Annotated in this window: 18 protein-coding genes; 1 reads left to right on the forward strand and 17 read right to left on the reverse strand. The window is 65.6% G+C overall.

The genetic code is table 11. From position 1 onward, the window contains the following. Complete coding sequence (locus H7J73_RS15595; RefSeq protein ID WP_264068356.1) at positions 1-927, forward strand: LLM class flavin-dependent oxidoreductase; 927 nt, start codon at positions 1-3, stop codon at positions 925-927. An 18-nt stretch (positions 928-945) separates the two neighbouring features. Here H7J73_RS15595 and H7J73_RS15600 read toward each other — a convergent pair whose 3' ends face one another. From H7J73_RS15600 to H7J73_RS15680, 17 genes are all read right to left on the reverse strand, one after another. Beyond that, positions 946-1,305 carry a DUF732 domain-containing protein gene (locus H7J73_RS15600; protein WP_264068357.1) on the reverse strand — a complete coding sequence of 120 codons (360 nt, stop codon included), beginning with the start codon at positions 1,303-1,305 and terminating at the stop codon, positions 946-948. Between the two features lie 179 nt (positions 1,306-1,484). After that, positions 1,485-1,931, reverse strand: a complete 447-nt coding sequence (gene rplO, locus H7J73_RS15605) for a 50S ribosomal protein L15 (protein WP_264068358.1) — start codon at positions 1,929-1,931, stop codon at positions 1,485-1,487. Then, positions 1,928-2,113 carry a 50S ribosomal protein L30 gene (gene rpmD, locus H7J73_RS15610; RefSeq protein WP_264068359.1) on the reverse strand — a complete coding sequence of 62 codons (186 nt, stop codon included), beginning with the start codon at positions 2,111-2,113 and terminating at the stop codon, positions 1,928-1,930. Before rpmD ends, rplO begins: the two co-directional genes overlap by 4 nt. A gap of 2 nt (positions 2,114-2,115) precedes the next feature. After that, positions 2,116-2,835: a 30S ribosomal protein S5 gene (rpsE, locus tag H7J73_RS15615; RefSeq protein WP_264068361.1), complete on the reverse strand. Its 720-nt coding sequence runs from the start codon at positions 2,833-2,835 to the stop codon at positions 2,116-2,118. A 25-nt stretch (positions 2,836-2,860) separates the two neighbouring features. Beyond that, entirely contained in the window at positions 2,861-3,286 is a 426-nt protein-coding gene (gene rplR, locus H7J73_RS15620) for a 50S ribosomal protein L18 (protein WP_264068363.1), read from the reverse strand. 2 nt (positions 3,287-3,288) lie between these two features. Continuing rightward, positions 3,289-3,828, reverse strand: coding sequence for a 50S ribosomal protein L6 (gene rplF / locus H7J73_RS15625; protein ID WP_264068364.1), 540 nt, complete (start codon positions 3,826-3,828; stop codon positions 3,289-3,291). A 20-nt stretch (positions 3,829-3,848) separates the two neighbouring features. Then, positions 3,849-4,247, reverse strand: a complete 399-nt coding sequence (rpsH, locus tag H7J73_RS15630; protein ID WP_264068365.1) for a 30S ribosomal protein S8 — start codon at positions 4,245-4,247, stop codon at positions 3,849-3,851. Between the two features lie 96 nt (positions 4,248-4,343). After that, positions 4,344-4,529, reverse strand: coding sequence for a type Z 30S ribosomal protein S14 (locus tag H7J73_RS15635; protein WP_083736047.1), 186 nt, complete (start codon positions 4,527-4,529; stop codon positions 4,344-4,346). 4 nt (positions 4,530-4,533) lie between these two features. Beyond that, complete coding sequence (gene rplE / locus H7J73_RS15640) at positions 4,534-5,118, reverse strand: 50S ribosomal protein L5 (RefSeq protein ID WP_264068367.1); 585 nt, start codon at positions 5,116-5,118, stop codon at positions 4,534-4,536. 1 nt (position 5,119) lies between these two features. After that, on the reverse strand, positions 5,120-5,437 hold the full coding sequence (rplX, locus tag H7J73_RS15645; protein WP_264068368.1) for a 50S ribosomal protein L24: 318 nt from the start codon (positions 5,435-5,437) through the stop codon (positions 5,120-5,122). Then, a complete protein-coding gene (gene rplN, locus H7J73_RS15650) occupies positions 5,438-5,806 on the reverse strand; it encodes a 50S ribosomal protein L14 (RefSeq protein ID WP_264068369.1) in 369 nt (122 codons plus the stop codon). A 179-nt stretch (positions 5,807-5,985) separates the two neighbouring features. After that, positions 5,986-6,888 (reverse strand): formylglycine-generating enzyme family protein, encoded by a 903-nt coding sequence (locus H7J73_RS15655; RefSeq protein ID WP_264068370.1) that lies wholly within the window; start codon positions 6,886-6,888, stop codon positions 5,986-5,988. Between the two features lie 4 nt (positions 6,889-6,892). Continuing rightward, complete coding sequence (locus H7J73_RS15660; protein WP_264068371.1) at positions 6,893-7,591, reverse strand: hypothetical protein; 699 nt, start codon at positions 7,589-7,591, stop codon at positions 6,893-6,895. 1 nt (position 7,592) lies between these two features. Next, a complete protein-coding gene (locus H7J73_RS15665; protein WP_264068372.1) occupies positions 7,593-9,944 on the reverse strand; it encodes an arylsulfatase in 2,352 nt (783 codons plus the stop codon). 125 nt (positions 9,945-10,069) lie between these two features. Continuing rightward, positions 10,070-11,755 (reverse strand): glycosyltransferase family protein, encoded by a 1,686-nt coding sequence (locus tag H7J73_RS15670; protein WP_264068373.1) that lies wholly within the window; start codon positions 11,753-11,755, stop codon positions 10,070-10,072. Beyond that, a complete protein-coding gene (locus H7J73_RS15675; protein ID WP_264068374.1) occupies positions 11,752-13,257 on the reverse strand; it encodes a glycosyltransferase in 1,506 nt (501 codons plus the stop codon). The genes H7J73_RS15670 and H7J73_RS15675 overlap by 4 nt, the downstream gene beginning before the upstream one ends. After that, entirely contained in the window at positions 13,254-14,786 is a 1,533-nt protein-coding gene (locus tag H7J73_RS15680; RefSeq protein ID WP_264068375.1) for a hypothetical protein, read from the reverse strand. Before H7J73_RS15680 ends, H7J73_RS15675 begins: the two co-directional genes overlap by 4 nt.

Here is a 14,786-nt window from a genome sequence, read left to right on the forward strand (position 1 = left end):
ATGAGGTTCTCGATCTCCATTCCCCAACTCGACGACGGTGTCTTCGACGGCGCCGGGCTGCGGTCCTATCTGCGCCGGGCCGAGGACCTCGGCTTCGAGGGCGGCTGGACGTTGGAGCAGACCGTCGGGCCCGGCCCGTTGATCGCCCCGATGGAACTGCTGGCCTACGGCGCGGCGTGTACCGAACGGCTACGCCTCGGGGTCGCCGTCCTGATCACCTCACTGCACGACCCGCTACAACTCGCGTCAATCGCAACCGCCGTCGACCGGCTGTCCCACGGCAGGCTGGACCTCGGTGTGGCGCCGGGAGGCGGCTTTCGTCAGTTCGACGCATTCGGGGTGGATGGGGCGACGTTCATCAGCTCGTTCACCGAAGGTCTTGAGTTGATGAAGGCCGCCTGGTCCGATAAGCCCGAAGTGACGTTCCACGGCAGATTTCGCACTGTCGACGACGTCACGGTCACGCCGAAGCCCGTTCAGCGGCCGCATCCGCCGTTGTGGTTCGGCGGCCACGCACCCAAGGCTCTGGCCCGCGCAGTCCGACTCGGCGATGCCTTCATCGGCGCGGGGTCCTCGACCATCGCCGACTTCGCCGATGTGGCGGCGGGCATTCGCCGCGAGCTCGAGAAGCAGGACAAGGACCCGGCGCGGTTCACCATCGCCAAGCGGGTCTATCTGATGGTCGACGATGACCCCGGTCGGGCCCGCGACCGCGTGCTGGCCGGGCTGAACCGCATCTACGGGCCGCGTCCTGGCAACGCCGATATCGCGATATCGGGCACCCCCGCTCAGGTGGCCGGCGCGGTCGCCCAAGTCATCGACGCCGGCGCGCAGATGGTGCTGCTCAATCCCATCGGCGCCGGAGTGGCCGAGGACCGTGAGCAGCTGGAACGCCTTGCTGCAGAGGTTATTCCGCAGTTCGGCTGAGCCGCAGAACCGAGCCCGTCACCGTCCGAGCAGCGCGGCGTGTTCCGGGCAGTAGACGCCGGTGGCGGCCCGCAACAGGCCCCCTGCCTGGCCGCGACTGAGGCCGCCGCTTTGCAGCTGTCGCACCACGCCTCGAACGACCGGCACCGGATCGACACTGCTCTGCAGACCGGTGTTCAGCATGTTGCAGATGCTGTGCCCGACGTCGGGCAGGCTCACCCCGGGCTCGGGCGGAATCCCCAGCTGCGTAACCGCATCCGCGAATGCGTCGTCCTCCGGCGTGGCCCCCGCACCCGCGGCGCTCGACAGGGCCGTCAGACTCAGGCAGGCCCCCACCAGGAATGCGGTGACGGTACTGCTGCGACGGTGGCGAATCATTCCAGCTCCTCGGTCTCGACCGCAGCAGCGTAAGCGCTGCCGCGTCACAGTGTCATCTCCGGGACGGCACCGCGCGTTACGGTGTGCGGACTCGGTTCGGTGCCGGCCCACGCCCGCGAACAGAAGCAAAAAGTCCCCGACACGCCGAGCGTGCGGGGACCCTTGCCTGTTTTCGCGCGTTACAGCTCGGTGGCGCTGCCGCCGGCGGCGGTGATCGCCTCGCGGGCACTGCCGCTGAACTTGTTGGCGGTGACGTCCAGCTTGACGGAGAGCTTTCCGTCGCCGAGCACCTTCACCAGCGTGTTCTTCCGAACCGCGCCCTTGGCCACCAGTTCGTCGATCCCGACGGTGCCCCCCTCGGGGAACAGCCGCGACAGGTCACCGAGATTGACCACGGCGTACTCGGTGCGGAACCGGTTGCGGAAGCCCTTGAGCTTGGGCAGCCGCATGTGGATCGGCATCTGCCCGCCCTCGAAGGTCACCGGCACGTTCTTACGCGCCTTGGTGCCCTTCGTGCCGCGGCCGGCGGTCTTACCCTTGCTGCCTTCGCCACGACCGACGCGCGTCTTGGCCGTCTTCGAACCGGCGGCCGGCTTCAGGTCGTGAAGCTTGATCGGACTGCTCATTTCGCAACCTCCTCTACCTCGATGAGGTGGTGCACGGACTTGATGAGTCCGCGCGTCTGCTCGTTGTCCTCACGGACCACGGACTGCCGGATCTTGCGCAGTCCCAGGGTCCGCAGGCTCTCGCGCTGCTTCCAGCGGGCACCGATGATGCCGCGCACCTGGGTGATTTTCAGGTCTGCCATGGCTACGCCGTTCCCTCACGCGCTGCCGTGGCGGCCAGCGCTTCGCTCTCCCGACGTGCGCGCAGCATTGACGGCGGCGCGACGTCCTCGATCGGCAGACCACGACGGGCCGCCACCTCTTCGGGACGCTGGATCATCTTCAACGCGGCCACCGTGGCATGAACCACGTTGATCGCGTTGTCGCTGCCCAGCGACTTGGCCAGGACGTCGTGGACGCCGGCGCATTCCAGCACCGCGCGGCACGCGCCGCCGGCGATGACACCGGTACCGGGGCTGGCCGGCCGCAGCATCACAACGCCTGCCGCAGCTTCGCCCTGCACGGGGTGCACGATGGTGCTGCCGATCAGCGGGACACGGAAGAAGTTCTTACGAGCCTCCTCGACGCCCTTGGCGATCGCGGCAGGCACCTCTTTGGCCTTGCCGTAGCCGACACCGACCATGCCCTTGCCGTCGCCGACGATGACCAGCGCGGTGAAGCTGAAGCGCCGACCACCCTTGACGACCTTGGAGACGCGGTTGATGGTGACAACCCGCTCCAGGTAGTTGCTCTTCTCGCCGCCGTTGTCGCGGCCGCCGCGGCCGCCGCGGTCGTCACGACGACCACGGCCGCCGTCACGGTTGTCGCGACCGCCGTCGCGGCCTCCGCCGCGCGTGTCCGCTGTGCCGGCGGCTCCGGCACTCGAGGCCGCCACGGCGCCCTCGGTTGACGTCTGCTCCGCCATCATGCGGTCCTTCCGTTGATATGCACTAGAACTTCAGTCCGTTCTCACGGGCAGCGTCGGCCAGTGCCGCGATCCGCCCGCCGTAGGTGTTTCCGCCGCGGTCGAACACGACGGCGTCGATACCGGCTGCCTTGGCACGTTCGGCGATGAGCTGACCGACCCGGACGCTGTGCGCCTTCTTGTCGCCCTCGACGCCGCGGACATCGGCTTCGATGGAGGAGGCGGCGGCCAGCGTCGTACCGGTCAGATCGTTGACCAACTGGACGTGGATGTGCCGCGACGAGCGGTTGACCACCAGGCGGGGCCGCTCAGCGGTGCCGGTGACCTTCTTGCGCAGGCGATTGTGCCGACGCAGGCGCGCAACCCGGCGCGTGGCCGAGATGTTCTGCCCCACCGGCTTGTGCACGCCGTTAGTGGTGGATTTTCCGTTTTGAGTAGATGCCTGAGCCATGACTACTTACCTGTCTTTCCGACCTTGCGGCGGATCTGCTCACCCTCGTAGCGCACGCCCTTGCCCTTGTACGGGTCGGGGCGACGCAGGCGGCGGATGTTCGCCGAGATCTGGCCGACCTTCTGCTTGTCGATGCCGGTGACCGAGAACTTCGTGGGGGTCTCCACCGCGAAGGTGATGCCCTCAGGAGCCTCGATGACGACGGGGTGGCTGTAGCCGAGCGCGAACTCCAGGTTGCTGCCCTTGAGTACGACGCGATAGCCGACGCCGAAGATTTCCATCTTCGTCGTGTAGCCCTCGGTGACACCGGTGACCAGGTTCGCCACCAGCGTGCGGGACAGGCCGTGCAACGACCGGCTGCGCCGTTCGTCGTCGGGACGGGCGACCACGATGGCACCGTCTTCGGCCCGGGAGACCGTGATGGGCTCGGCCACGTCGAGCGCCAAGGTGCCCTTGGGCCCCTTGACCGATACGTTCTGGCCCTCGATGCTGACGTCTACACCAGCTGGGATCGGGACCGGCTGCTTACCAATACGCGACATAGTTCCGTTCTCCTATCCCGCTACCAGACGTACGCGAGGACTTCGCCGCCGACGCCCTGACGGGACGCCTGGCGGTCGGTCAGTAGACCCGAGGACGTGGAGATGATCGCCACGCCGAGGCCACCCAACACGCGGGGCAGATTGGTGTTTTTTGCATAGACGCGAAGACCGGGCTTGCTGACCCGGCGGAGGCCGGCGATGCTGCGCTCACGGCTGGGGCCGTACTTGAGCGAGACCACCAGCGACTTGCCCACGCGGGCATCTTCGGTGCGGTAGTCGTTGATGTAACCCTCGCTCTTGAGGATCTCGGCGATGTTCGCCTTGATCTTCGAGTGCGGCAAAGTCACCTCGTCGTGATACGCCGAGTTGGCGTTACGCAGACGCGTCAAGAAGTCTGCGATTGGATCCGTCATTGTCATGACAGCGGTGTCACCTTCCTCGCAGCGGTTCCCTGCACATACTGTGCGGGCCTACTGCGCACCTTTAACTAGGGTCTGTGGGCCGGAGTGTTCCGGTTACCAGCTGGACTTCTGGACGCCGGGCAGTTCGCCGGCATGTGCCATCTCGCGCAGGCAGATGCGGCACAGCCCGAACTTGCGGTACACCGCGTGCGGACGGCCACAGCGGTTGCAGCGGGTGTAACCGCGCACCGCGAACTTCGGCTTCTTGTTGGCCTTGTTGACCAATGCCTTCTTTGCCATCTGCTCAGTTCTCCTTGAACGGGAAGCCGAGGGCCCGCAGCAGCGCCCGACCTTCATCGTCGTTAGTCGCCGAGGTGACGACGGTGATGTCCATGCCACGGGGACGGTCGATGGAGTCCACGTCGATCTCGTGGAACACCGACTGCTCGGTCAGACCGAAGGTGTAGTTGCCGGTGCCGTCGAACTGCTTGGCCGACAGGCCACGGAAGTCACGGATACGCGGCAGCGCGATCGAGATGAGCCGGTCGAGGAATTCCCACATCCGGTCGCCGCGCAGGGTCACCCGCGCACCGATCGGCATGCCTTCACGCAGTTTGAACTGGGCGATCGACTTGCGGGCCTTGCGGATCTCCGGCTTCTGGCCGGTGATCAGCGCCAGGTCGTTGACCGCGCCGTTGATCAGCTTCGCGTCGCGGGCGGCGTCACCGACACCCATGTTGACGACGACCTTCACCACGCCCGGGATCTGCATCACGTTGGCGTAGTTGAACTCGGTGTTCAGGGCGGGGCGGATCTCTTCGCGGTAGCGGGTCTTCAGCCGCGGCTGTGTTTTTTCCAACGGATTGGTTTCAGTCTCAGCGGTTGTCATGTCAGATGTCCTTGCCATTGCGCTTGGAGACGCGGACGCGCTTGCCGGACTCCTCGTCGGTGCGGTAGCCGATGCGGGCCGGCTTGCCGTCGGAGTCGATGACCATCACGTTGGACACGTGGATCGCGGCTTCCTGGGTGACGATGCCGCCCGAGGACGCGCCACGCTCGTTCTGCGAGACGGCGGTGTGCTTCTTGATCCGGTTCACGCCCTCGACGAGGATGCGGTTACGGGTCGGGAACGCCTGCAGGACCTTGCCCCGGGCGCCCTTGTCTTTGCCTGCGATGACCAGAACGGTGTCGCCCTTATGGATCTTCATCTACAGCACCTCCGGAGCCAGCGAGACGATCTTCATGAACTTCTTCTCGCGCAGCTCGCGGCCGACCGGGCCGAAGATGCGGGTGCCACGCGGATCGTTGTCGGCCTTGATGATGACGGCCGCGTTCTCGTCGAACTTGATGTAGCTACCGTCGGCGCGGCGGCGCTCTTTGACGGTGCGGACGATGACGGCCTTGACCACATCGCCCTTCTTGACGTTGCCGCCGGGGATGGCGTCCTTCACGGTCGCCACGATGACATCACCGATGCCGGCGTAGCGGCGCGACGAACCACCGAGCACCCGGATGCACAAGATTTCCTTGGCACCCGTGTTATCGGCGATCTTCACCCGCGATTCCTGCTGAATCACTAGATCTCCTCGACCTGGTTACTGTGTGCACGGCAGATGCCGACCTGACGTGCGCGGTCTTGTTACTGAAGCGGCCACCCAAAGAGCACGCAGGGTTCGTGATGAACCGAGGTCTGCTCAAGGCAACCCCTAGATTCTAGGGGACGACCAGGTAATACCCAAATCGTCCCAGGTCGGCCTCAGAACCGGTCGACCACGCACCGGAATCCGATATGCGTCGTCGAGCTGTCCTGGGACTGGGGCGAACGGGCGGCGGGACGGTATCGGTGGCAGTACTCCGGCGCGCACAGATGCGATCCACCCTTGAGGGCCTGATTCACCGCCGGGTCCGCAACGGCGGGCGGCGGGCAGCAGGAGGCCTGCGGTGCGGACTCCCCCGGCCGATGGTGTGCACCGAACCACCTCTCGTACCTGGTGGAAGTCCATTCCCAGACGTTGCCGATCATGTCCACCAGGCCGAGTCCGTTGGCCGGGAACGCGCCCACCGGGGACGTGCCGACCCAGCCCGCGGCACCGTCGTTGCGGTAGGGAAAGCGCCCCTGCCAGGTGTTGGCCATCAGCACCCCGCCAGGCGCCGGCTCATCGCCCCAGGCGTAGACGGAGGTGGCCCCGCCACCAGCGGCGTACTCCCACTCCGCTTCGGTGGGTAACCGCCGGCCCGTCCACCGCGCATAGGCGACGGCGTCGGGATAGGCCACCTGCACCACCGGGTGGTCGAGCCGGTCCTGCACCCCGCTGTCCGGCCCGAAGGGGTGTCGCCAGCACGCGCCGGGCGTCCAGTCCCACCACTGCCGCCAGTCGCGCAGGTCGACAGGGGCCGCCGACGGCCGGAAGGTGAGCGCACCCGGCAGGAGATCCGCCTCGGCAACCCCGGGATAGAGCGCCGGGTCCAGCGGTTGTTCGGCGACGGTGACGTAGCCGGTCGCGTCAACGAAGTCGGCGAACTGCGCGTTGGTGACCGGGTGGCGCTCCATCGCGAACGACGACACCGTCGCGGTACGGCACGGTGCTTCCTCGGGGTAGAACCGCGTCGACCCCATCTGAAAGGACGCGCCTGGCACTTCGATCAGCTCGCTGAGCACGTGTTCAGGGTATTCGGATGCCGAAGTTCGCCATCAGCTGCGACTCTGCGGCGTCGAATCCCGCCGTGTCGCCGGGCCCCTGCAGATGGATGGCAACCAGATAGTTCTTCGTGTTGGTCCAGATGTGCGCGATGCGGTCGCGGAATTCGACTGCCTGTCCCGGCTTGTCGGCCACACTTCCCATCAATCGCTGCCCGCTGTAGCCACACAGATCGCCAGGGAGAACACTGAGGGAGCTGTACTCCTTGTTTCTGGTGATGCTGTCGGCGTACTTCTTGAATGCGGCCTCGGGTTCCAGATCGGTGGCCGCGATCGTGACGGTCGCCGACATGCGGTCCGGTCCTGGCATCGTCGCAGCGATATCACCCTCCCCCGACGACGGCAGGAATCCGGCGGGCACCGCCACCACGATGTTCGGCGCGGCCGGATCGGCGACGTTGGCCGCGAAAGTGACGGTTCCCGTGTTGTCCGCCTTGCAGGTATCGGCGTTCGGCGGCAACGGGGTTCGCGTGGTGGGTTCGACACCGTAGGCCGGCATCTCCACGGCGTCCGACGACGTCGTGGACACCGAGGTCGGGCCGGGCATCCCCGCGGTGGCCGGCGGTCCGGCGGATGCAGTGGTGGTGGTGAGCTCGGTCGCGTCCCCGCCGCAGCCGGCGACGAGCAACGCCGAAGCCACCGAAACCGCGCCAAACCAACGCATGTCAGTCTCTGGCGAAGGCTGCCGCCAGTTCCCTCTCGGTGTCGATGTACGGCGTCCCAGAGGTGTCGACGACGACTTTGACGATGGTGCCGCCGGTGAACGGGTACGGCGCCTGATAGGCGCTGCACACCGCCTGCCCGTCGTTGCGTCCGACGCCCACTCCACCGCCTGCCAGCCCGAACATGCCGGGATGGATCTGCACACCACCAAGGGTCGTCACCACCTCGTCGTCGATGTAGAGCGAGAGTTCCCCCAGCGGGGTGTGGCTGCCCTCGACGGTGCCGGTGCGGTCATAGCGAACCCCGAATACGTGACTGCCCAACGGAACTGGATCCGCTGACCACATGCGCTGCTCGAGCTCGCCCATGAAGTTGTAGACGTAGTTCAGCTGGCCGTTCTGGATGAACAGCACGTGCCCGCCGTGGCCGGCGCCGTGTTTGAACAGCACCCCTGCGGCGTCAGGTGAATCGACGACCACCTCGGCGAGCACCGAGTAGGACTGGCCGCGCAGTTCCACCGCCGCTCCGATCCCGACCTCGGCGGTACCCGGGTAATAGGTGAAGTTCTTGCGGTCCACCGACAGGTAGGGCCGCGGACGCATCATCGTCTCGAGAATGTTCAGATCGGCCAGTGGGAGGCCGTTGTACTTCTGCGCCTCCGAGAACCACAGCGCCTTCAGCTCCGCCAATTTCTCCGGCTGCTCGGCGGCCAGGTCGCGGCACTGACTGCGGTCTGAGGCAATGTGATACAGCTCCCAGCGGTCGTCGTCGAAATGGCCCCAGCCGGCCGGGCTGGCGGCGTGAACAGTGTTGGCGAACCAGCCCTGATGCCAGATACCGCGGGTGCCGAGCATCGTGTAGAACTGGGTGGTCTTGCCCGTCGGCGTATCCGAATTCTGCAGTGCTGCACGGAAACTGACACCTTCGAGCGGTTTCTGCGGAATACCCCGCACGGTGGCGGGCGGAGTGATGCCGAGCAGGTCCAACACCGTCGGGGTGATATCGGCGACGTTGACGTAGTTGTCGTGCACTTCACCTTGTGCCGCAATGCCGTTGGGCCAGGAGATGATGGCCGGATCGGCGATACCACCTTCGTGGGAGGCGTAGCGCTTGAACAACTTGTAGGGCGTGTTGAAGGCCATCGCCCAGCCGGTCGGATAGTGGTTGTACGTCGCCGGTTCGCCGAGCTGATCGAAAAACCGCATGCTTTCCTCGACGGTGTCGATATAGCCGTTGAAGAACTTGACCTCGTTCACCGATCCGTTGGGGCCGCCTTCGCCGCTGGCGCCGTTGTCGGAGATCACCACGATGATCGTGTTGTCCAGCTGGCCGGACTCTTCCAGATAGTCCAGGACCCGGCCGATCTGGTCGTCGGTGTAGCTCATGAACCCGGCGAACACCTCGGCCATCCGGGAGAACAGCCGCTTCTCCTCGTCGTTCAGCGAATCCCACGGGCGCACGGTGTCCTGCAGTGGCCACGCTTCGCCGTTGGCGCCGGTGGCCTCCGCGTACGGATTGATCGGCGACAGTTCGGTGTCGGACGGGACGATGCCCATCCGTTTCTGGTTCTCCAGCACGATTTCGCGGTACTGCTCGTACCCCATGTCGAAACGCCCGGCGTAGCGGTCGGCCCACTCCTTGAACACGTGGTGCGGTGCGTGTCCCGCACCGGGACAGACATAGGAGAACCATGGCCGGTCGGGCGCGATCACCTTGGCGTCGCGGATGAATTCGATGGTCCGGTCGGCGATGTCCTTGGAGAGGTGATAGCCCTCTTCCGGGGTCGCGGGCGGCGCCACCGGATGGTTGTCGTAGACCAGCTCCGGATACCACTGGTCGGTCTCGCCGCCCATGAAGCCGTAGAAGCGCTCGAACCCACGCGAGAGCGGCCAGTGCCGTTTGGTCGAGGCGAGATTGGACTCCTCCAGCGGCGTCAGATGCCATTTGCCCACGCAGTAGGTGTTCCAGCCCCGCTCGGAGAGCACCTCGGGCAGCAGGGCGGTCTCGAACGGAATGCGGCCGCTGCAGTTGGGGAATCCGTCGGTGAACTCCTCGATGGTCGCCATCCCGACGCTGGTGGGATTGCGCCCCGTCAGCAGCGACGCCCGGGTGGGCGAGCACAAGGCGGTGGTGTGGAACTGCGACAACCGGACACCGCGTTCGGCAATCCGGCTCATATTCGGCATATCGACCAGGCCGCCGAAACAGTCCCAGGTGGCGATCCCGGTGTCATCCCACACCAGGTAGAGCACGTTCGGTGCCCCCTCAGGAGCGGTCGGCGCCGCGAACGGACCCCAATCTGGTTCTGAATCACGGATATCGAGCTCGATCTTGCCCTGGAACTCAGTGGCCATCGAAGACTCCGTTCTCGTTGTGGCGGAGTCGCCTTCGCTATCCCACCGTCGCCCGCACAGTACACCGACTATTACTCACCAACAGGGCAATCGCCGACGGCGCCCGCCACGGCCAGCCGTCCCTGCTATCGCTTCGGCACCGGCTCGTTCACCCGGTACAACCGCCAGTTCGGCTGGCTGTCACCATCGTTGGGAATTTCCAGTTCCAGCGTCGCGATATCGGCGCCGGTCTCATACAGCGTGGGATAGCGCCGGTTGAGCGCGTCGGCGGTACCGCGGCCCGACGGCGGCACCGCGAGTAGGTATTTCACCCCCAATTCCGAGGGGCTGTTGAGCAGCGCGGTGAAGTCCGGATCCGAGGGGATGACGAAGGTATCAGGGCGCTCCGATGCCGCGATGATCGCGAATCCGTAGATGGTGTCGGTGATCACCGAACTCTTGGGGAGGTTCAGCCCCTCCAGGTACCGCGCGATCTCGCGTTCGGTGGAGAACGACGCCGCGATCCGGTGTTCGAGCGCCTTCTGGTCGCTGACACTGTCCGGTTGGGGCGCCAGCACCGCCCCGAGTGCGTATTCCTGGGGAGCGTATTTCGGCTGGCCCATCCCCCAGGCCGTGATCGGGATGGTCAGTGCGAATGCGACGGCAACCGGTACGTAGCCGAGCCAAAGCCGTCGCGGCCGCGGTTCCGGCGGAGCCAGCGGCGGTGCGTATCGACCGCGGCGCTTCGCGGGCACCAACACCCCGTCGGGCACGGCGAGGATGGCCAGACAGGCGGTGAGCGGAATAGCGATGATGTAGAACCGCAGGAACGGGAACGTCGACCCCGATGCATAGCTGTAGGCCTGGAATGCCAACGCCGAACCGTAGATCAGCAGCGGAACCAGCAGCACGGGCCAGTTGGGTCGGCCCCACCGGCGGATCACCGCCCAGGCTGCGATCGGGACCAACGTCGGCGCCAGGAGGAAGGTGCAGGTAGCCGCGAACCCTAGTCCCGTGCCGAAACTGGGCTTCGTCTGACCGGATTGCTCGAGGATGGCACTGTTGCCGTACTGCGAGGTGAACTGCGCGAAAGCTTCGCCGGTGATCAGCCAACTGACGGCCGCCCACCCGACGAACGACACGAAGCCGGGCACGCTGACCATGATCAGATCGAGCATTGCCCTGCGGACCCGCGGTTCCTTACGGGCCCGCCGGTAGGTGGTGATGCCGACCAGGAAACCCGCCGAGGCGATACAGGCCACCGCGTCGTAGCGGGTGAGATACGCCAGACCCATGGCGATCCCGCCCGCGGTGACCAGATGGTGGACGTCGTCGTCGAGCGTCCACAGGATCAGCCGCCGGACCGCCCAGGACATGAAGAAGATGAACGGCGCCTCGCTCATCCCATTGGAGCCGTAGAAAAGGATCATCGGATTCAGCGCGAACAGCGCGGTGATGGCCAACGTGTAGCCGCGCGGTAAGCCCCGGTCGACGCCCATCGTGAGGATCTGCGCGACAGCGGCGGCCATGAAGAACGCGGACATCATCGTGCCCGAGTACGCCCGTGCGGCGATATCAGGCCACAGTGGTGCGAACAAGATCGGCGGAACCTGGGCCAGCGCCGTCAGCGGGGTGAAGATGAAGCCGATGGCGGCCAGGTGTGGGTCTCGGCTGAACACCACGGCCTGTGCGGCCGATACCCGGGACAGCGCGTCGCCGAGGATGAATCCGTTCTGCACCTGTAGCCAGTACCCCACCGCTAGGTAGATCGCGAACGCGATGAAGAAGGCCGAGAGCTTGAGTCTGCGGTCAGACCAGCCGATCGTGGTCATGTCTTCTCGGCCGACTCCGCGTCGAGTTCGTCGAGGTCGACCTTCGCGGTCAACCCGTGGAAAGTCTTCTCCCAGTAGGACGGATTGCGGATCATCTGGTAGACGCCCTTGGCGGCGGCGACGCTCATCATCACCCAGAAAACGGGCACCGTGAGAGCAGGCACCAGTAGATCCGACCGGTCGTCCTCGCGCAGGGCGATCAGGTTCATGTACAGCGTCGCCGCGTTGCCGAGTACCAGCGCAACCAGCGCCGGGAAGTAGATGACCGGCGGGAACACGTCTTCGACGATGCCGGGCTGACCGAGGAACCACAGTGCGGTGATCAACCAGAACAGCAGATTGAGCACCGCGATGATCGGCGTGCCGGCCAGCACCAGATTGAACCGGACGAAGTTGCGAAAGCCGATGGTGCGCAACAGCCGGATCGGTCGCCGGATCTGCACCAGCCAGGTCTGCAGGTAGCCCTTGTACCAGCGGGAGCGCTGCCGGATCCAGTTGATTCCGTCGCTGTTTGCCTCTTCGAGCGTGATCGAGTCGATGACGGCGGTGCGATAGCCGTTCGCGGCGATGCGTAGACCGAGGTCGGCATCTTCGGTGACGTTGAACGGATCCCAGGCGCCGATCTTGTCCATCACCTCTTTACGGAGGTGATTTGAGGTGCCGCCCAACGGGATCGGCGATGAGCTGCCCATCATGCCCGGCAGCAGGTAGCCGAACCACAGACCGTACTCGGCGGTGAACCATCCGGTGAGGATGTTCTGATGCCCGTTGTGGTACACCAGCTTCGCCTGGATGCAGGCGACCGTGTCGGGCAGGATGCTGAACGCGGTCACCACGCGGCGCAGCTGAAGCGGCTCGGGAAGATCCTCGGCGTCGTAAATGGTGATGATGTCGCCGGTCGCGAAATGCAGGCCGTAGTTACAGGCCTTGGGCTTCGTGCGGGGCTCGGCCGGCGGGACGAGACAGAGGCTGATCGCATCGGATTCGGCGCAGTTCTTCGCGGCCGCGATGGTGACGTCGTCGTCCTCCTCCAACAGCAACAGCACCTGGAGCTTGTCGGTCGGGTACTCCAGCCGCGCCATGGCGCCGATCAGGTCACCGACCACCTCCGGCTCGTTGTAGGCCGGCACCAGGATCGTGTACTTGGGCAGGTCGGCATCCGGGATCTCGCGGGCTTCTTCCTCGGTGATCTCGATTGCCCGCGACGCCAGCCCCTGCCGGAAGATCATCAAACGATCACCCATGGTCAGCAGGTAGCCGAATGTGCAGACCCCGATCAGACCGACCGCGGTTTTCATCGGATCCCAGATGGCGCAGCCGATCACGATGATCAACAGCGCCCACAGGACCGCTCGCTGGCGTTTGGTCACCGGAATCGAGGCCGACCCCAGCGGGTCGTCCTCGCGCAGCCCGTTGATCGCGCGGTCGAGCCGGTACATCCGGGTTTCCTGGCTGACCTCAGGGTCCGGGCCGGTAACCGGGTCCTCGGTATGAGTGCTCATTGCGAACTCCCCAATGCGCCGAACTGGGCGGCCACCAACTCACGACCGAACTCGGTCAGCAGGTCGGCGTCTTTGTAACTCGGCGCGTTCTCGTCGAGGACGGCGTTCCCGCGGAACAGCAGCGTGAACATCGTGCGCAGCGTCGACATCAGAGTGCCGGTCGGCGTCGGGAACGGCGCGTTCTGATCGTGGTTGTCGACGGCGAAAACGGTGATGCGCTGGCTGAGACTGCTGCTGCCCCACGCGAAGCGCAGCGAGTTCCAGGTGATCAGCAGGTTGTCGTCGACCACCGAGAGCAGTTGCCCTTTCACGCCGTAGCCGAGGTCCACGGTCCGGGTCACGCTGAACCGGGAGTCGGTCAGGCCGTAGACCATCCGGCCCGGGTACACCTCAAAGGAGAACGGTCGGTTACTGACGATGTTGTCCACCATGACGGTCCGGGGACGGGAGAACTTGTCGAAACGCGGGTCGCCGACATCCGCGGTCATCGCCTGCCGCACCAGCACGGCATCGGTGCCGTAGAACCGATCCACCTGGCGATAGTTGATGCGGCCCGTGGTCTGCCACCCCGCGGGCGCTACCACCGGTTGGCCGAACGTCAGCTCGCCCGGAGCGGCCCGGCTGATGACCGTCGAATCCGCCTGTGGGGGAAGGTGAACCACAGCGAGTGCGACGGCCACCGCGATCACCAACGGCACGGCGGACCAGACCTGTTTGGCGGCAAGAGGTTCCACCTTGCGGTCCAGCATGCGCTTGGGCGTGCCGCGGCGGGCCCGCAAGTACATGGCGAGTCCGACCACGATGATCGAGGTGTAGGCCGGGACCTGCTGGTAGACGAGCAGTGGCGCATCGGGGAAGAACGTGTACATGACTGCCAGCACGGCGAGCCCGACAGCCAGCGACGCCAGTAGGCCCAGTAACCCGCGCCGGTGCGTTCGGCCCACCGCGATCGCGGTGGCGGTGCTCGCGATGGCCATCGTTGCGGCACCGGCGGCGAAGTTGCCGCCGCCGAACACGATCACCATCAGGTAGTACGGCAGCGGGAACACCATCAACAGCAGGTACCAGACCCACCCGAATCGGGTCACCGGGCGCAGCCCGAACAGCACGATGCTGCTGCTCAGCACGAACAGCCACATCGCCACCAGATCGAGGCGCAGCAGGTGGAAGTACAGATCGAAGCGGGCCAGCAGGACACCTTTGACCAGCAGCGCCAGCACCAGGCCCATGATCCCGACGATGATGTCGGTCTGCCGGTCGTGGATCGGCAACTCGTCGCGATTACGGCGAGCAACCCCGATGGCAACCAGCATCGCCGCGATCGGCACGACCCAGACGTAGCCGCCGACCCCGCCGTGTCGGGTGGTGTAGGCCAAGCTGACCAGACTCGGCCAGAATGCGACCGTCGTACTGCCGAGTATCAACAACCACCGCAGCGCCACCCTGATGAACGGATGCGTGCCGTAGTACCGCTCCGAAAAAGACGGGACCTTCGGCGGATCGGTATCGGCGGGTGCGATCGCGGTCAC

Source organism: Mycolicibacterium komossense (assembly GCF_025822605.1).
Lineage (GTDB): Bacteria > Actinomycetota > Actinomycetes > Mycobacteriales > Mycobacteriaceae > Mycobacterium > Mycobacterium komossense.